Annotated in this window: 16 protein-coding genes and 1 pseudogene; 6 read left to right on the top strand and 11 right to left on the bottom strand. The window is 71.5% G+C overall.

The window, feature by feature from the left end:
- The first annotated feature begins 89 nt into the window (after window positions 1-89).
- On the top strand, window positions 90-1097 hold the full coding sequence (locus AD017_RS26965; protein ID WP_010244069.1) for a LacI family DNA-binding transcriptional regulator: 1008 nt from the start codon (window positions 90-92) through the stop codon (window positions 1095-1097).
- Here the strand turns inward: AD017_RS26965 and AD017_RS26960 are convergent.
- Window positions 1076-2350, bottom strand: coding sequence for a lactate racemase domain-containing protein (locus AD017_RS26960; protein ID WP_082538310.1), 1275 nt, complete (start codon window positions 2348-2350; stop codon window positions 1076-1078). The genes AD017_RS26965 and AD017_RS26960 overlap by 22 nt on opposite strands.
- Window positions 2351-2449: 99 nt before the next feature.
- Between AD017_RS26960 and uxaC the strand changes: the two genes are divergently transcribed.
- Window positions 2450-3862 (top strand): glucuronate isomerase, encoded by a 1413-nt coding sequence (gene uxaC, locus AD017_RS26955; RefSeq protein WP_060575975.1) that lies wholly within the window; start codon window positions 2450-2452, stop codon window positions 3860-3862.
- 163 nt (window positions 3863-4025) lie between these two features.
- Here the strand turns inward: uxaC and AD017_RS26950 are convergent, their stop codons facing one another.
- From AD017_RS26950 to AD017_RS26905, 10 genes and pseudogenes are all read right to left on the bottom strand, one after another.
- The gene (locus AD017_RS26950; RefSeq protein WP_060575974.1) at window positions 4026-5483 is read right to left on the bottom strand and encodes an amidase; all 1458 of its coding nucleotides are present in this window, start codon (window positions 5481-5483) and stop codon (window positions 4026-4028) included.
- Entirely contained in the window at window positions 5480-5728 is a 249-nt protein-coding gene (locus tag AD017_RS26945) for a hypothetical protein (protein ID WP_139316779.1), read from the bottom strand. Before AD017_RS26945 ends, AD017_RS26950 begins: the two co-directional genes overlap by 4 nt.
- Window positions 5728-6153: a nitrile hydratase accessory protein gene (locus tag AD017_RS26940; RefSeq protein WP_060576639.1), complete on the bottom strand. Its 426-nt coding sequence runs from the start codon at window positions 6151-6153 to the stop codon at window positions 5728-5730. Before AD017_RS26940 ends, AD017_RS26945 begins: the two co-directional genes overlap by 1 nt.
- Before the next feature lie 5 nt (window positions 6154-6158).
- Window positions 6159-6776: a nitrile hydratase subunit alpha gene (gene nthA, locus AD017_RS26935; RefSeq protein WP_010244083.1), complete on the bottom strand. Its 618-nt coding sequence runs from the start codon at window positions 6774-6776 to the stop codon at window positions 6159-6161.
- Between the two features lie 50 nt (window positions 6777-6826).
- Window positions 6827-7510 (bottom strand): nitrile hydratase subunit beta, encoded by a 684-nt coding sequence (nthB, locus tag AD017_RS26930; protein WP_060575973.1) that lies wholly within the window; start codon window positions 7508-7510, stop codon window positions 6827-6829.
- A 68-nt stretch (window positions 7511-7578) separates the two neighbouring features.
- On the bottom strand, window positions 7579-9051 hold the full coding sequence (locus AD017_RS26925) for an ABC transporter substrate-binding protein (protein ID WP_010244087.1): 1473 nt from the start codon (window positions 9049-9051) through the stop codon (window positions 7579-7581).
- Between the two features lie 16 nt (window positions 9052-9067).
- Complete coding sequence (locus AD017_RS26920; RefSeq protein WP_010244089.1) at window positions 9068-9427, bottom strand: helix-turn-helix transcriptional regulator; 360 nt, start codon at window positions 9425-9427, stop codon at window positions 9068-9070.
- Between the two features lie 73 nt (window positions 9428-9500).
- The gene (locus tag AD017_RS26915) at window positions 9501-11039 is read right to left on the bottom strand and encodes an amidase (RefSeq protein WP_060576638.1); all 1539 of its coding nucleotides are present in this window, start codon (window positions 11037-11039) and stop codon (window positions 9501-9503) included.
- A 33-nt stretch (window positions 11040-11072) separates the two neighbouring features.
- Window positions 11073-12166, bottom strand: a pseudogene (locus AD017_RS26910) (IS630 family transposase).
- 144 nt (window positions 12167-12310) lie between these two features.
- On the bottom strand, window positions 12311-13828 hold the full coding sequence (locus tag AD017_RS26905) for a S10 family peptidase (RefSeq protein ID WP_060575972.1): 1518 nt from the start codon (window positions 13826-13828) through the stop codon (window positions 12311-12313).
- Between the two features lie 166 nt (window positions 13829-13994).
- On the opposite strand from AD017_RS26905, the gene AD017_RS26900 reads away from it, so the two are divergent.
- The 4 genes from AD017_RS26900 (at window position 13995) to AD017_RS26885 (ending at window position 18239) form a co-directional block, all read left to right on the top strand.
- Complete coding sequence (locus tag AD017_RS26900; RefSeq protein ID WP_060575971.1) at window positions 13995-14957, top strand: LysR family transcriptional regulator; 963 nt, start codon at window positions 13995-13997, stop codon at window positions 14955-14957.
- A 264-nt stretch (window positions 14958-15221) separates the two neighbouring features.
- Entirely contained in the window at window positions 15222-16526 is a 1305-nt protein-coding gene (locus AD017_RS26895; RefSeq protein WP_060575970.1) for an ABC transporter substrate-binding protein, read from the top strand.
- The gene (locus tag AD017_RS26890) at window positions 16523-17449 is read left to right on the top strand and encodes a carbohydrate ABC transporter permease (protein WP_060575969.1); all 927 of its coding nucleotides are present in this window, start codon (window positions 16523-16525) and stop codon (window positions 17447-17449) included. Before AD017_RS26895 ends, AD017_RS26890 begins: the two co-directional genes overlap by 4 nt.
- A complete protein-coding gene (locus tag AD017_RS26885) occupies window positions 17439-18239 on the top strand; it encodes a carbohydrate ABC transporter permease (protein WP_060575968.1) in 801 nt (266 codons plus the stop codon). The genes AD017_RS26890 and AD017_RS26885 overlap by 11 nt, the downstream gene beginning before the upstream one ends.

Raw genomic sequence — 18239 nt, 5'->3', positions numbered from 1 at the left:
CTCACCGTCCATTGAGGCAGCCCGCGGGTGCCCGCGGCAACGCGTTGCCAGCAGTTGCCGCGGGTGCCCCGGGGCTAGACTCGCCCGCCGTGACCACGCGGCCCACCATCTACGACGTCGCACGCGCCGCGGGGGTCGCGCCGTCGACGGTGTCCCGGGCGCTCGGCCGTCCCGCGCGGGTCAGCGCGCACACCGCCGAGCTCGTCCGGCGGGTCGCGACGGAGCTCGGGTACAGCAGGCAGGCCCGGACGGCGTCGGCGGACCGGTCGTCGATGGTGGTCGCGCTGGTGATGTCGGACATCACCAACCCGCACAGCGCCGAGATCGTCCGCGGCGCGGAGCAGGAGGCCGCCGAGGGCGGATACACGATGCTGCTGTGTGACACCCGCGAGTCGGTGACCCGCGAGGCCGACGTGCTGCGCCGGGTCCTTCCGGTCGTCGACGGCGTGGTGCTGGCGAGCTCGCGCCTGACCGACGACGAGGTGGCCGCCGTCGCCGCGACCCGGCCGACCGTCGTGCTGAACCGCTCGGCGGTGTCGGTGCCGAGCATCGCACTCGACGACGCGCGGGCCGCGCTGCTGGTGGTCGAGCACCTGCACGGCCTGGGGCACCGCACGATCGCCTACGTCGGCGGCCCGCGGAACTCCCCGGTCGAGGCGGAGCGCCGTGCCGGGGTCGAGCAGGCGGCGGACGCGCTGGGCGTCGGCCTGGTCGGTCTCGCCGCGGCGGGCCCGACGCTCCGGGCGGGCGCCGGTCTCGCCGACGACGTCGCGGGTGCCGGGGTCAGCGCCGTCGTGGCCTACAACGACCTGCTCGCGATCGGCCTGCTGCAGGCGCTGCGCCGCAACGGGACCCGGGTCCCCGAGGACATCGGCGTCGTCGGGTTCGACAACATCCCGCTCGGTCGGCTGGTCAGCCCGCAGCTGACGTCGGTGGGCGCACCGCTCCAGGCGATGGGTGCCTCGGCGATGCGCAACCTGCTCCAGCAGCTGGCCTCGACCGGACGTGCGACGGTCCGCTCGGCCCGGCTACCGGTCCGGCTGGTGGTGCGCCAGTCGACCGGCCCCGCGCCCGCTCACGGCTCGCGCAGGCGGTAGAGCACCTCACCGGCCGGGTCCACGACGAGCGTGCCGGGATCGCGGCGCTCGCGCTCCAGGTCGATGCCGGCGGGATCGGCGTGCTGCAGGTTCACGCGCTCGACCGTCTCGCGCGGGATCCCGGTCGCCAGCGTGACCCGGACCCGCAGCCGCTCCCCCTCGACCGGGTCGTAGGTGCCCGCGCCGCGCAGGTGCGTCGAGTGGGCGAGCACCCCCCACCCGACGTGGCGGAAGCGTTCCCACTGGGCGGTGAAGTAGTCCCGGCAGTGGTAGCCGATCTCCTCGATCTCCGGGTGGCTCACCGACACCGTCGTGATCCCCGGCGCGTAGATCACGACCTCGCCGCCGTCGGCCACGACCGGTTCGAGCTTGTAGAAGCCCTTCGCGGCGGTCCAGATGTCGTCGTACTTCTCCGGCATCACCGACACGACCCGGCGCACCGGGCGGTCCAGGTACTGCACGTGGGTCCCGGCCGAGACGGCGGCGGCCGCGGCCCAGGCCTGCTCCGGCGGGCCGGACGCCACCGCGTGCAGGTCGACGGAGCCGGACCGCACCACCAGGCACAGCGCGTGCCGCTCCACCGGGATCATCGCGGCGGCCTCGTCGATCAGGGCACGGACCGGGGTGATCCCGAGGGTGCCGATGATCTCCGAGCTGGAGATCAGCGCGCCGAGCCAGTGCGACAGGTCGATGATCTCCGGGCCCGCGACGCCGGGGAAGAAGTACTTGTTGCCGCCGGAGAAGCCCACGACCTCGTGCGGGAACACCGGCCCCACGACGAGCGCGAGGTCGGCCTCGACGACGTGCCGGTTGATCCGGACGTCGACCTCCTGGTGCAGCCTGCCCTCGGAGAGCTCGTGGACGCGCTCGGCGGGGACGACACCCACCGACACCAGGGTGCCGGGGTCCCACCACTCGTGGTTGAGCACCGTCGTGCCCGGATAGGTCTGCGCGAGCGAGTCGCCGTCACAGCCCAGGTGGGACGCGAGGCCGTCGTCCGTCATCGGCTGGTGGGTCCCGAGCGCGATCAGCACGACCAGCCGCTCGGCGCGTCCGGCCAGCGACCGGTGGATGCGGTCGACCAGCAGCGGCAGCGGGCAGCTCCGCGTCCCGTCCGGGACGATCACGCACACCGACCGGCCGTCGACAGGGAGCCGTTCGAGCCGCTCGGCGACGAAGGCGCTCACCGCCTCGGGGGCGAGGACGGTGTCCGCGGATCCGATCATCGGCACCGCCGGGCTCACGCTGACCATGGCGCCACCGTCGCCGGATCCCGGCCCGGCCCACAACGGCGGGCGCAAGCGATGGCAACAGCTTGCCCGCCGCGCCGGCCCGCTCGGAGGGTGTGGGCCATGCCAGCCCTGCAGCTGCACCCGGACCGCCTGTTCCCGCCCGACCCGGCCACCCGAGACGTCGCGCGGGAGCTGTACCGGTCCGTCCGGGACCTGCCGATCATCTCCCCGCACGGGCACGTCGACCCGCGGATCCTCGCCGAGGACACCCCGTTCCCGGACCCGACGTCGTTGTTGATCAGCCCGGACCACTACGTCACGCGGCTGCTGCACTCGTCCGGTGTCGGGCTCGACGAGCTCGGCGTCGCCGCCGGTTCCCCGCTCGACGAGGGCACCGCGCGCAAGGCCTGGCGGATCTTCTGCGAGCGGTGGCCGGTCTACCGCGGCACATCCGTGCAGTACTGGTTCGAGTCCGAGCTCCACGACATCTTCGGTGTACGGGAGCGGCCCGCCCAGGCGAACGCCGACGACCTCTTCGACCGGATCTCGGCCGCGCTGCGCACCCCGGAGTTCCGGCCGCGGGCGTTGTACCGCCGGTTCGGCATCGAGGTGCTGGCCACGACCGACGACCCGGCCGACGACCTGCACTGGCACCGCGTCCTCCGCGACGACCCGTCCTGGGACGGGCGGGTGGTCCCCACGTTCCGGCCCGACCGCTACCTCGAGGCCGGCGACGACGCGTGGCCCGAGGCCGTGGCGTCCCTCGGGGTGGCCGCGGACACCGACACCGGCGACTATGACGGTTTCCTCACCGCGCTGCGGCGGCGACGCCGGTACTTCGTCGACCACGGCGCCACCTCGGCCGACCACAGCCACGCCGACGTGGGCACCGAGCCGCTCGACGAGACCGTCGCCGCGGACATCTTCGCCCGGGCGCTGCGCCGCGAGGCCTCCACCGACGAGGCGACGGCGCTGCGCCGGCACCTGCTGTTCGAGATGGCCGCCATGTCCGCCGAGGACGGGCTGGTCATGACCCTGCACCCCGGCATCCTGCGGAACCACCACCGGCCCACCTACGAGCGGTTCGGCCCGGACCGCGGGCACGACATCCCGACCGGCATCGAGCTGACCGAGGCGCTGCGTCCGCTGCTGCAACGGTTCGGCACGAGCTCCGGGTTCCACCTCGTGGTCTTCACGACCGACGAGACCGTGTTCTCCCGGCAGCTGGCGCCGCTGGCCGGGTTCTACCCCTCCGTCTACGTCGGGGCGCCGTGGTGGTTCCTCGACGCCCCCGACGCGATCGGACGCTGGCGCTCCGCGGTCACCGAGACGGCCGGTTTCAGCCGGACCTCGGGCTTCATCGACGACACCCGCGCGTTCTGCTCGATCCCGGCGCGCCACGACATGTCCCGCCGCCTCGACGCCGCCCACCTCGCCGACCTCGTCGTGCGGCACCGCCTCGCCGAGGACGAGGCGGGCGACACGATCCGGGCTCTGGTGCAGGACAACCCGCGCGCCGTGTTCAAGCTGTGAGCAGACGCGGCGGGGCGAGCCGGGTGTACCGAACGGCTCCACGTACCGTCGCCGCGACCACCGAGTGCCTGCACCTGGCCCGCGAGAACGGCCAGGAGTTCGAAGTGGCGCACCTGGGATTCCGCCTCGCCGTCTACGGCCGCCTCGACGCCGAGCAGTGCAGCTACCGGGCTCGGTCCCGCCCGACCCGGGGGGCCGCAGTGTGGAACCCGGTGCCCGCCTGGAACCCGGCCGCGGCCCGCAGCAGTGTCGACTCCGCGAACGGACGGCCGATCAGCTGCATACCGATGGGCAGTCCCGCATCGTCGAAGCCGCAGGGCACGCTGATCGCCGGCAGACCGGTCAGCGACGGCAACCCGGTGAACTGCATGATCGCCGAGAGCATGTCCTCCGGTCGTCCCGGATCGATCTCGACGGTCACCTCCCCGAGCGGGGTCGCGGTGAAGGGCAGGGTCGGACACACCAGCAGGTCCACCCGCGACAGCGCGGCGAGGGTCTGCGAGCGCAGCAGCGTCCGGTAGCGCTGGGCCTGCAGGTACTGGGTGGCCGGCAGCATCTCCCCCGCCTCGAGCAGGAGCCGGACGTCGTCGCCGTAGTCGTCGGGGCGCTCGCGCAACCAGCGCTGGTGGTAGGTGCTGGGTTCGCACGCCTCGACGGTGAGCTGGGCGGAGATGTTGCCCTCGATGTCGGCGATCGAGACCTCGCTCGTGCGGGCGCCGCCGGCGACGAGGACGTCCAGTGCCGCGCGCAGCGCCTTGTCGACCGCGGGCTGGACGTGGTGCAGGGAGTAGCCCTCGATGATCCCGACCCGGAGCCCGTCGAGCCCGGCACCGAGATCGCGGGAGTAGTCCTCCCCCGCCCGGTCGGCCGAACCGGCATCGGCCGGGTCGTGACCGGCCAGCGCGGTGAACATGACCGCACAGTCCGCCGCGGTGCGGGCCATCGGACCGACGGTGTCCATGCTCCAGGCCAGTGGGATCACGCCTGCGTTGCTGACCCGCCCGATCGTCGGACGCAGCCCGGTGATGCCGTTGAGCGCCGCGGGCAGCCGGATCGATCCGCCGGTGTCGGTACCGAGCGCACCGAAGCAGGCTCGGGTCGCGACCGCGACGCCGGAGCCGCCGCTGGATCCACCCGGCATCCGGCCGGTGTCCCACGGGTTGGTGACGAACCCGTAGTGCGGGTTCGCCGAGGTCCCGCCCCACGCGAACTCGTGCATGTTGGTCTTGCCGACGATGATCGCTCCCGCCGACCGCAGTCGGCGGGTGACCGTCGCGTCCTCGGCCGGGCGGTGGTCGGCCAGGATGGCGCTGCCCGCGGTCGTGGGCTTGTCGCGGACGGAGACGTTGTCCTTGAGCGCGACCGGGACGCCGTGCAGCGGTCCGATCCGGTGACCGGCGGAGATCATCGTCTCGCTCGCCCGGGCCACGGCCAGGGCGTCGTCGGAGTCGACGGAGATGAACGCGTTGGTCCCGGCGATCTGCTCGATCCGCCGCAGCGACCGCTCGACGAGCTCGACCGGGGACACCTCGCCGGCAGCGACCAGGTGGGCGACCTCGGTCAGCGTGCGGTCGAGGAGATCGTCACCCGGCGCCCGGTCGTCCGCCGCTCCGTCGTTCACTGCCCGCCCTCCTCGTCGTGGATCCCGGGACGGGTGAACACCACGGCGGGCATCAGCCCGTCGAGTTCGGCGGACTGCATCCGGGCACTCAGCGCGTTCGCACCGGGGATCCAGGCCGAGAGCAGCGCGGCCACCGGCGCGAGGCGGGAGGGCTCCAGCGGGAGCCCGGCCAGCGCTGCGATCGCGGCGACGTGATGAGCGTTCACGGCGCCCTCGTCGATGTCCTCGGAGAGGTCGTCGGCCATCACCGTGCCCCGGTGATCACGGCGACCGGTTCGCGGACGGCATGCTGGTGCATGTAGTTCGCCGGGAGCGCGAGGATCTCCTCGGTCCGCTGCTCGAGCTCCGTCTGCGAGACCCAGCCCTTGCTGCGCGCGAGGACCTCGAGTGCGGCCATCCACCGCTCGTAGTAGCTCCAGTGCTCCAGGTCGGGGCGCCCCGACTCGAACTCCTGGATGGCGGCGACGAGCCTGTCCTGGAACTCCGCCCACGGGAAGCCGAGCTCCTCGTGCAGGGCCACGGTCATGCTGAAGGCCCGGATCTCCCAGGCGTGGTCGAACGCGACATCACCCGAGCGGCGCGGGATCGCCTCGTTGAAGGGCAGGGCCTCGACCAGCGAGTCGACCCGCGGCTTGGTCTCCGGTGACGGCGTCCGGTTCAGTCGCTCCATCCCGATCACGCCGCGGCCGGGCCGGTGACGTCCGCGACCCCGATCAACGAGTCGCGGGTGACCAGCTCGGCGAGCCGGTCCTCGGACCACCCGTCGGTGCCGGCGGGGCGCCGGGGCAGCACCCAGTAGCGCAGCTCGGCGCTGGAGTCCCACACCTGCACCTCGACGCTCTCGGACAGGTCCAGGCCGAACTCGGCCATCACGCCGCGCGGATCACGGACCGCTCGGGCCCGGTAGGCCGGGTACTTGTACCAGTTCGGGGGGAGTCCCAGCACCGGCCACGGGTAGCACGAACACAGCGTGCAGACCACGAGGTGGTGGACGGTGCCCGTGTTCTCCAGGACCACCATCTCCTCGCCCTGCATGCCCGAGACACCCAACTCCTTGCACGCCTCGGTGGCGTCGGAGAGCAGGCGGGACCTGAACTCCGCGTCGACCCACGCCCGCGCGACGATCCTCGCCCCGAGCTGCGGGCCGACCTCGTTCTCGTAGACCGAGGACATGTAGTCGATCGCGTCCGAGCCGATGATTCCCTTCTCGACCAGGATCGCCTCCATGGCCTTGACGCGAGCGGCGATCCGGTCGTCCTCGGTGATCGTCGAGTGGTCGTGGTGCAGTGACATGATCGTCCTCTGATGTGCTCGGTGTCAGGGGGAGGAAGGGAGCGAGCGGTTCAGACCGCGGTGAGGTAGGGCTCCCACAGATCGATGTGGTTGACCGCGTTCGCCGCGCCCGGTTCGCCCGCGCCCCACAGCTCCTCGGAGCGGAATCGCACCGTGTAGAGGTGGTGGGGGTCCTCGCCCAGTCCCGCGGCGTTGCTGTCGGGATAGACGTAGGCGCCGTGGGTAGCGACGATCTCTCCGGTCCGTCCACGCACGTAGCCGGCACGGCGGGTGTGCATGGTCGAGACGTGGTCCAGCACGCGGACCCGGTCGCCCACGCCGAACGCGGGCCCGGAATCGGTCTCGCGACGGTAGTCGGCGCCGGTGGGGATCAGCTGCCGCAGCGCCTCGGTCAGGTCGGCCTTCGCCGCCTTCGGCGCGGCCTCCTCGGGGTGTTCCAGGTAGTGGCGGGTGCGACGTTCGAGATCCTCGGGATCGAAGATCCCCGCCTCGATGCCCCAGTGGATCATCGAGTGCATCCAGTGCTCGTAGTAGGTCGAGGCGAGATACTCCGCCGGCGGGATCTGCTCCATCCCGTACCGGAACTGGTCGAGATTGAACGCGCCCGCTCCGGCCATCGCCGGGAACATCACCAGCACCCGGCGCTCCCAGTCGGAGTGGAACACCGGCTCGTCGGCCTCCGGATCGATCGGCCCGAAACCCTGCCGGCCACCCAGATCGTGCACGCCGTCCATGTCGCAAGCACCTTCCGTCGCCCGGTGTGGTCGCCGACACTAACCACGGGCAGACATAATGTCGATATCTATCGACACATAGAGGTGTTACGAGTGGATGTCCCCGACCCGGCCTCCTCGAAGACACTCACCCCGTCCGCGCCGACCCGCGCGAGATGGAGCGCGGGCGCGAGCAGGTTGCGGGTACCGATCGCCCCGCCGTCGACGCCTTCGAGGTGTTCCACCAGCGCCCGGGCGGACAGCGGATCGCCGTCGTTCCCACGGCGCCGGGCCGCCTCGGCGTACTGCACGATCGCCTCGTAGGCCGTCTCCGAGATCGTCGAGACCGGCGGGGCCCACTGCCCGAACCGCTCCCGGTACCGCGCGAGGAGCCGGTCGTTGCCCTCGGCCGCGACGTCCTGGAAGTAGGCCATCGCCGTCCAGATGCCCTCGGCCGCCGAGGCGCCGATGTGCTCACGGGTCGGCTCGTCCATCACCAGCGACAGCGTGCGCGTGGTGTCGCGCAGGCCCGCCCGGGCGCACTGGCGTTCGAACTCGACCTCGTCGGCGCCGATCAGTGACGACATCACGACGTCGGCGCCCGAGCGCTGGATCTGCTCGATCACCGGCGAGAAGTCGGTGGTCCCCACCGAGGTGTAGGACTGGCCGACGAGGCGGCCGTTCACCCGCGGCACCGCGATGCGGGCCGCCCGGTGCGCACCGTAGGACCAGCTGTAGCGCTCTCCGACCAGAAACCAGTCGCGAGCCCCGGTCGTGGTCATCAGCCGGTCCGCGATCACCGCGATCTGGGCGTCAGGGCGCTCCCCCAGCTGCACCGCCGCTCCGCGCCGGCTGTTGCCCCGCTCGTTCATGACCGAGTGGACGACCAGGACGTCGCGGCCGACCGCGGCGTCGATCGCCGCGAAACTCTGGCTCGTCGTGCTCGCGAAGACGGCATGACACCCCGCGCGGCGGAGCCTGCCCGCCTCGATCGCCGCGATCTCGGGGTCGGTCTCGTCGTCGGCGACGACGAGATCGAGCATCCGCCCGCGTACTCCCCCGCCCTCGTTGACCTCCTCGACCGCCAGCCGGGCCAGGTACTCGGTCGCCATCGAGTAGACCGCCGCCGGCCCCGACTTGCTCGTGACGAGACCCACCCGGAGCGTCTGCTCGCCCGCATCGGGAAAGGGCAGGATGATCCCGCGGTGCCGCACCAGCCATCCCACGCCGGACTCGGACACCTCGGCCCGGACCCGGACCCTGGTCACGCCCGGCGCCTGCGGCACGAAACTCAGCCGGATCCGTCCCGGCCACGGCTGGACGTGGTCGATCACGATCGCCCGGCCGGGACGCACCGCGGACATCGTGCCCAGCAGCTCCACCCGGCGCCGGTCCGGGTCGGCGTCGATCGGCAGGGTCATCCGGACCGGCGCACCCACGGCCACCGAGTCACAACGGGCGTCGAACAACCAGTTCGAGCCCTCGGCACTACCGAACAGGGAGAAGGCCTCGTGTGGCGGCAGATCGACGACCGACTCCGCGGTGAGCGTCGCAGTACTCACACGAGGCACCTGCCATCTAGGACACGTCGCGGCGAACGTCGGACGCGGGACGGGACCCGAAGTCTGCGACCTGCTCGTCCGCCTTGTCGAGTGCGACCCCGGCCTGCATCAACGACTGCAGGTACAGGAACGCGTCACGCACCGCACCGTCGGGATTGAGCATGTAGTAGCGACGCCGGCCGTCGCGACGTTCGGACAGGATCCCCGAGGTACGCAGGATCCGCAGGTGGCTCGACACCGTCGTACGCCCGACGCCGTCGACGGCGTCGGCGATGTCGGACACCGTGAGCTCACCCCGCTCGCCGAGCACCGAGAGGATCTGCCGGCGCACCCGGTCCGAGAGGGCGTCGAAGGCGACATTCTCGTTGGCGCTCACGCGGAGACCCTACATCAGTCGACAGCTGTCGACATGTTCCGATTTCGACCCGGGCGTCCACCCTTCCCGAGGGTCACCGGGTCGCCGAGGCCTCGCTCCTCGGCGCCGGGAACCCGCCGACCAGCTGCTCGTGGGCGTTCGCCACCCGCAGCACGGTCGCGTCGTCGAACCGCTTGCCGACCACCATCATCCCGACCGGCAGCCCCTCGACCAGGCCCGCCGGCACGCTGCACGCCGGATGCCCGGTCACGTCGAAGGGCGCGGTGTTGCCGATCATGGACAACGCGGTGTCGAGATAACCCGCGAGCGGGACGTCGGAGGGCGGGAGCTCGCGCGCCACGTACGGCAGGGTCGGCATCACGAGCACGTCGTAGGTCGACAGCGCGTCGTCGTAGGCCGCCCGGAGCTCGTACGACAGGTTGCGGGCCATCGCGTAGTAGCGACCGCCGCCGAGCTCGTAGGTGTAGCGCCCCGAGAGCCCGACCAGCTTGACCGTCTTCGACAGCTCGGAACCGCGCTCGAGGCGACCGCGTGCGTAGTGGGCGATCAGCTCGGGATCGTAGAGGCCGAAGGCCCCCATCCCGTAACCGTTGCCGTCGATCATCTGATAGGCCGCACCCTCGGTGGCGATCACGTTCCACACCGCCATGGCGTCGCGGTGCCACGGGATCGAGACCTCCTCGGCGGACAGCCCGGCCGCGGACAGGGCGTCGACCGCAGCGCGGACGGCGCCATCGACACCGGGCACCGAGACCGGGGTGCCGAAGCCCTCGGCCACCACTCCGATCCGCAGACCCGCCCCACCCTGCTCGAGCGCCGCGAGGTGGCCGGCCGGGGCGAGAACCGTCGGCTGACGCGAGTCGTAGCCGTCGACGCCCGCCATGACGTCCAGCATGCGGGCCGCGTCGGCCACCGTGCGGGTCATCGGACCGAGGTGGTCGATGGTCTGCTCGATCGGGAAGGCGCCGGTGTAGGGCACCAGCCCGAAGGTCGGTTTGTGCCCGACGATCCCCGTGAACGACGCCGGGATCCGCACCGACCCGCCCTGGTCCCCACCGACGGCGAGGTCGACCTCGCCCGTCGCGACCAGCGCCGCGCTGCCACTCGACGACCCCCCGGCATTGCGCGCCGGATCCCACGGGTTGCGCACCGGCTCGGGCCACGAGGTGAAGCTCCCACCCGAGAAGCAGAGGTTCTCGCAGACCGACTTGCCCGACACGGTGGCTCCGGCGTCGAGCAGCCGCGTCACGACGGTGGCATCGCGGGCCGGCACGAACCCCTCCAGCGAGGAGGAGCCGTTGAGCATGGGCACGCCCGCGACCGCGACGTTGTCCTTGACCGCGACCGTGCGCCCGGCCAACGGTCCGCTCTCGGACCCGGTGATCGCCGTACGTACCGCCCACGCGTTGAGCGGGTTCTCCGGCGGGGCCCAGGTCTCACGCTGCGGAGGCGTCGGCGCGGTGCGCGCATACAGCTCCTCCACGCGCTCCGACGCCGCCAGCGTGGCGCCGACCGCCGGATGGAACTCGGCCACCCCGGACTCGTCCAGGCCGAACCGGAAGTGCTCGGCCAACGCGGCGAGGCGGGCATGATCAGGCACGGGGATGGTCACGAGCACTCCTCCGGGACGGCTGGTGCGACGAACCTAGTGTCCTGAGTCAGGGATTCGCTTCAGATATCGGGTGAGTCGTTCGAGAATCTCGTCCGCGGTCTTGGTCCACGCGAAGGGCTTGGGGTTGTTGTTCCAGCCGGCGATCCAGTCGCGGATGTCGGCTTCGAGGGCGGGGACCGAGGTGTGCACGCCGCGGCGGATCTTCTTGGTGGTCAGCTCGGCGAACCAACGCTCGACCAGGTTGAGCCACGACGATCCGGTCGGGGTGAAATGCAGGTGGAACCTCGGGTGAGCCACCAGCCAGGTCTTGATAGCCGGGGTCTTGTGGGTGGCGTAGTTGTCCAGCACCAGGTGCACGTCCAGCTCGGCGGGGACCTCGCGGTCGAGCCTGGTCAAGAACGTGCGGAACTCGCTCGCGCGATGGCGGCGATGCAGCGACCCGATCACCTTCCCGGTCGTGACCTCGAGCGCGGCGAACAACGTCGTGGTTCCTGCCCGCACGTAGTCGTGGGTCAGTCGCTGCGGGATGCCGGGCATCATCGGCAGCACTGGTTGGGACCGGTTCAAGGCCTGGATCTGGGATTTCTCGTCCACGCAGAACACCAGCGCCCGCTCGGGCGGGTCAAGGTAGAGACCGACGACGTCGTGGAGTTTCTCGATGAAGTACGGATCGGTGGACAGCTTGAACGTCTCGGCTCGGTGCGGGGCCAACCCGAAGGTGCGCCAGATCCGCGAGATCGTCGATTGGGACAACCCCGAATGCTCGGCCATCCCGCGGGTCGACCAGTGCGTCGCATCAGCCGGTTTGGACTCCAACGTCGTGGTGATCACCTCGGCGACCTGAGCGTCGGTGACCGTGCGCGGACCGCCCGGACGGGGCAGGTCCCCCAGCCCGGCGATCCGGTGAGCAACGAACCGGGCACGCCACCGGCCCACCGTGTGCGCAGCCGACCCCGTCTGCGCCGCGACTTCCTTGTTCGTCGCGCCCGAAGCGCACGCCAGGATGATCCGACACACCGCAGCGCCCACGCCTGCGGAGTCGACCCGCGGCGAATCCATTCCTCCAACGCTGACCGCTCATCGTCGGACAGGATCAGCTCGGCCTTGGGTCGTCCGGTCCGCGCCACCAGACCACCTTACAAATATGTCGCGAACTCGCGACTCATGACACTAGGAACGCTCCGACAACATGTCAACGTATGTCGACATTAAGATGATGTTGCCGGGAGCCGTCGCCGGCCCCCATCGAGCGGATCCGGCGAGGGCGGACCTCAGGACGCGGCGGGCCGGTGCGACGCCGTCGACTCCGCGACGAAGTCCGCGATCGCCGAGGTGAAGTCCTGCCGGCTGCGGGTCCAGGCGTAGAACATGTGGCCACCGTCGAAGTGGCGCACCGTGAGACGCTCGGCCGTCGCCGGGTCCAGGCGCATCAGGTTGTGCAGCCGGTCGGCCGCGTAGTAGGGCGTCTGCAGGTCGTGGACTCCGTGCGTGATGAACGCACGCAGCCGGGGGTTCAACGCCATCCCGTAGCGGAAGTCGTCGGTCGCGCCCTGCAGGGGCTGCAGGTACAGGCTCGCGCCGTCGTCCTTCCACTTCTGCACCACGTCGGTGTTGAGCAGCAGGTACTCACGATCGGTCGCCAACCCGATCTCCGAGCGCAGCAGGTGGTTCACCGCGGTGGTGTAGACCGGTGCCGCCCCGGTCAGGGTGGGGTCGCCGCCGGTGAACACGTCCCGGTCCGGGAACGGGTCCGACGTGGTGACGGTCGCGTCGAACCGCCCCACCACACGTCCCTGCTCGCGCAGCAGTTCGCGCGCGAACTGGTGCACCCGGACCCGGCCCTCCGCGCGGGCCACGAACTCCGGCGGCAGCCCGAGCAGGTCCGCCAGGCGCCCGATGACGCGTTCGCGCTCCCCCGCCTCGCCGGAGGCACCACGGGTGAGGAACACGGCGTAGTCGCCGGTCGCGAACTGCTCCGCCGCACGACGCACCTCGTCGACCGAGACATCGGGACCGAACGCCCGGGAGCGCCCGTGGTGGTGGGCGGCCAGGGCCATGGTGGGCAGCACGTCCACCCACGGCAGCACCTCGTAGTCGCCACCGAAGACCCCGGCGCCGATGCCCGCGAACTCCAGCGCCGGGGAGATGAGCACGGCGCCGGCGAGGCCGATCCCGGCGCTCTCGCCGAGCATGCGGGTCAATCGCCCGGCGCGGTAACCGCCGTAGCTCTCCCCCGCGACGAACACCGGCGAGCTCCATCGCCGGTGCTCGCTGAGCCAGCGCCTGATGAACTCGCACAACGACTGCAGGTCACGTTCGGTGCCGAAGTAGGCGTCCGCGTCCTGCTCCTGCTTCTCCGTACCGTTCTTCTCGATCATCCGGCTGAACCCGGTGCCGACCGGGTCGATGAACACCAGGTCGGTGAACGCGAGCCACGACTCGTCGTTGTCCACCAGCCGCGGCGGTGAGGGCGGCATCGAACCGTCACCGGGGAAGTCGACCCGCCGCGGGCCGACCGCGCCGAGGTGCAGATATGCCGACGAGGCACCGGGGCCGCCGTTGAAGACGAAGGTGACGGGCCGGGGCTCGCCGGAGCCGGCGAGGTAGGCGACGGAGAACATCTCCGCGGTGGGCTTGTCGTCCTTGCGCAGCACCAGCCACTGCGCCGTCGCCCGGTACTCCATCCCGTTCCACGTGCCGGTGCTCGACGCACCCGCGGGCGGCTCGTGCGTCGTCCCCGTCGTCGTTGCTGCTGCGGGGGTGTCGTGGTCGACGTCGGCGCGGGTCATCCGGGGCTCCTCCAGCTGTGGGGTGGTTCGTCCCGACCATCACAGTCCGTGCCGTCGCGGCACGGTCAAGCCTCGTCACAGACCTGCCCCGGCCGTGTTCGGTCGTCGTTCACGCCGCGTTGCGCCGGCTCACCTACGGTCGGCTGACCACGGCCGAGGAGACCACATGGAACTGCGGCATCTGCACTCCTTCCTCACGTTGTCCGAGGAACTGCACTTCGGCCGGGCAGCACGACGCCTGCATCTCGCCCAACCCTCGCTGAGCCAGCAGATCCAGCGTCTCGAACAGAGTGTCGGCACCCGGCTGGTCAGCCGCTCCTCGCACGAGGTGGCCCTGACCGCCGCGGGCCGGGCATTCGTCACCGAGGCCCGCGGGGTACTGGACCGGGTCGAGCGGGCGCGCGATGCCGCCCACCACGCCGCCGCGGGCCGGGCCGGGACGGTGCGGGTCGGCTGCAACCTCCCGGCGGCACAGGGCGTCCTCCCCCGCGTGATCGCCAGGTTGCGCGCCGAGCTCCCCGACGTCGTGGTCGCCCCGCGCGAGATGTGGACCGGGCTGCAGCTGCGGGCCCTGCACTCCGGGGACCTCGACGTCGCGATGATCTACGGCCCGCCGGCCGACGCCGGCCTCGGGCACCAGCGGTTGTTGCGCGTCCCGCTGGTCGCACTCGTCGGGGATCGCCATCCGTGGGCCACGCTGCGGCAGGTGTCGTTCAACGATCTCCGGGGGCAGCCGTGCCTGCTGTTCCACCGTGAGCAGAGCCCCGCGATGTACGACGTGCTCACCCACACCGCCGGCGCCGCGGGATTCACCCTCGACGTGGTCGACCACGTCGAGGATCCCGTCGCCACCTCCATCGTCGTCGCCGCCCGCAACGTGATCGGGTTCTGCTCGGCGGCACGGGCGGCCGCGGTCTGCGCCTCCGCGGTGGGCATCAGACCGGTCACCGTGTCCCTGGTCGACCCGGTGCCCACTCTCGACCTGTACGCCGTGTGGCGATCCGACGTGGACAACCCGCTGGTCGAGGAGTTCGTCCGGTGTCTCAGGGCCGACGCTCCGTCCGGTCCGACACGCACGACACGCGCGGCACGCCGATCGGCTCCGGCGCGCAGTGCGGTCGGCGCCTGACCCTGGTGGCCTCGGCGCGTCCCGCCGCACGGCCGGGCCAGGGCCCGACCCGCTCCCGCACATCCCGGACCTCGACGGCGCCGGTCGTCCCGGCGGCCGGGCAGCGCCCGGCAATCGGACCTCATCGGGAGGCACCGCCGCCCCGGTCGAGAGGCACCACCGATGGACCGATCGGAACGTCCTGATCGTGGCCGACCGCCGCACCCGGCACCGCGACGATCACGCTGGGCGGGCGCCCCGCCGCAGCCGAACAGAGGATGGACGATGAACCGGATAGCGCGGAGCGCGGCAGCGCTGCTCGCCGCAGTGGGACTGGCAGCCACCGCCGCCTGCGGTGCGAGCAACGGAACGGCCCCGGAGGGCACCGAGCCGATCGAGCTGACCTTCCTCGGCTACAGCATCGGGACCCCCGACCTCGGCGGCCAGGCCATGCAGGGGTTGATCGACCGCTTCCAGGAGCAGAACCCCGGGATCACCGTGCGCACCCAGCCGGTCGCGGTCGCCGACGTGCTCACCAAGCTCAAGGCCGACACCGCGGCCGGCAGTCCACCCGATGTCGCCCAGATCGGGTGGAGCAAGATGGCCGAGGCCTACGCCGATCTCCCCGTCGCCCCCGTCCAGGAGATCGCCGGGGACCAGTGGGCCGCTCACGCCGAGGGCATGGCACCGAACCTCATGGCAGCGGTCGCCGACGACGGCGTGGTCAAGGCGATGCCGTTCACCATGTCGATCCCCACGCTCTACTACAACGCCGACCTGTTCCGGGCCGCGGGCCTGGATCCCGACACCCCACCGACGTCGATGGCCGAGGTCCGCGAGGCCGCCCTGGCCATCGCCCGCAGCGGTCGGGCGGGCGCCTACCTCGCCGTCGCCGACGTCGGCAAGTCCGACTACCTGACCCAGTCGATCATCAACACCGCGGGTGGATCGATGGTCGGGCCCGGTGGGGAGATCACCGTCGACAGCCCGCGGGCCGTCGACGCGCTCAGCCAGGTCCAGGAGCTCACCACCGCCGGAGCGCAGCCGGCCGTCTCCACCGCCGACGCCCTCTCGCTGTTCGGCTCCGGGCGGCTGGGGATGCTGCTGGCCAGCACCGGCGCACTCGTCTCGCTGGAGACGGCCTCGACCGGCACGTTCGATCTCCGCACCGCGGGATTCCCCACGTTCGGCCGGGGCGCGCCGAAGCCCACCTACTCCGGCGCCGGTCTGGCCGTGCTCACCGACGACGAGGACCGCCGGCAGGCGGCGTGGAAGTTCGTGCGGTTCATGTCCAGCGCCGAGGCCTACACCGTGTACGCGGAGAAGATCGGCTACCTGCCACTGCGCCCGGCACTGGCCGAGGACCCCGCCTACCTCGGGGACCACTTCGCCCGGAACCCCCGGCTGCTGCCCGCGGTGAAGCAGCTCGACACCGTGGAGCCCTACCAGGTCTTCCCCGGCGGACAGGCCAACCGCGCGGTCGTGACACTGCAGGACGAGGCGGTGGAACCCATCGTCCTGCGCGGCGCGGACCCGGCCACGACCCTGCGGGCCGCGGCCGAGAAGATCCGCGGGCTGTCGACGCGGTGAACGCGACAGTCGACGCGGAGGCCACGGCGGCGCCGCCCCCTGCCCCGCGTGCGGGCCGGCGGGCCCGCCCCTGGCTCTACCTCGGACCGCTGATCGCAGCCCTGGTGATCTGGGTCTACGGCCCGTTGCTGTGGACCGGCGTGCTGTCGGTACTGGACTGGAACCTGATCTCACCGGACCCCGAGTTCGTCGGCGTGGAGAACTACGTCGAGCTGTTCGGCCGGCCGGAGACCACGAACGCGATCGTGCGCACCGGGTTCTACGTCCTGGGCATGCTGCCGTTCGCCACCGTGTTCCCGATGACCTTGGCGTTGATGCTGTGGCGCCGCCCCGGACGCGCGGCCGAGGCCTACCGGGCCCTGCTGTTCTCGCCGGTGGTGCTGGCTCCGCTGGCCACCGCGATCTCCTGGAAGTTCCTGCTGAGCCCGGAGCAGGGGCTGGTCGACACCGTGCTGTCCGGGTCGGGGCTGCCGAGCCCGAACTGGCTGGGTGACCCGCGCACGGCGCTACCCGTCATCGTCGTGATCACCGCGGGCAAGATCGTCGCACTGAACATGGTGCTGTTCTCGGCAGCACTGGCCGGCATCGACCGCCGCTCGATCGAGGCGGCCCGCATCGACGGCGCCACCGGCTGGGAGACGACGCGGTACGTCGTGTTGCCCCAGCTCGCCCGCACGGTCGTCCTGCTCACCGCGCTGTGCGTGGTCGTGGCCGGGCAGTGGGTGTTCACCAACGTCGCCGTCCTGACCCGGGGCGGGCCCGACGGGGCGACGGACAACATCTACTACCGGCTCTACGCCGAGGGCTTCGACTTCTTCGACGCCGGCGCCGCGTCCGCACTCGCGGTCACCATCACGGCGACCCTCGCCGTGGCGTTCGGCGCGATCGCGTCGGCACGGAGAAGGAGCCACGATGCGCGCTGAGCTGCGCTGGCACGCACCGCTCGCGATCACCGGGCTGGGTGTGTCGTTCCCCCTGATCTGGACCCTGCTGACCTCCTTCCGCGCACCGAACGCGATCTTCGAGATCGGCCCGTCACCGGTGTCGGCCGCCAACTACCTCGACGCCCTCACCCTGTTCCCGATCGGTCGGCTGCTGCTGAACTCCCTGGTGACCGCACTCGGGGTGACCGCGGCCCAGCTGCTGGTCGCCGTCCTCGCCGCCTACGCCATGCTGAGCCTGGGTGTGCGCAGCCGGCGCCTGGTCCTCGGCGCGGTCACCGTGTCGCTGATCGTGCCGCTCCAGGCGATGGTGATCCCCCAGTTCCTGATCGCGACGGGCCTGGGGTGGCGCGACACCTACCCGGGCCTGATCGTGCCCCAGCTGGCCTCCTGCGGTCTGGCCGTGCTGCTGATGTGGGAGCACGTGCGATCCCTGCCCGCCGACCTGCTCGGCGCCGCGGCGATCGACGGGGCGCGGCCGGCGGAGACGCTCTGGTACGTCGTGCTCCCCCAGCTCCGTCCCGCGCTCGGCGCGGTCGGGATCCTCGTGTTCATCACGACCTGGAACGAGTACCTGTGGCCCGCTCTGGTCGCCCCCAGCCCGGAGAACACCACGATCCAGCAGGGCCTGGCCCTGTTCGACAACCAGGAGGGCGGCAACCCCGGCCCGCTGCTCGCGGCCTCGGTGCTGGCGTGCGCGCCCGTCATCGCGGTCTACGCCGTGTTCTCGCGACGGATCACCGCCGCGTTCCTCCGAGCCGGAAGGCGCTGA

The organism is Pseudonocardia sp. EC080619-01 (assembly GCF_001420995.1).
Classification (GTDB): Bacteria; Actinomycetota; Actinomycetes; order Mycobacteriales; family Pseudonocardiaceae; genus Pseudonocardia.
This window is presented reverse-complemented; position numbering and strand designations above follow the sequence as displayed.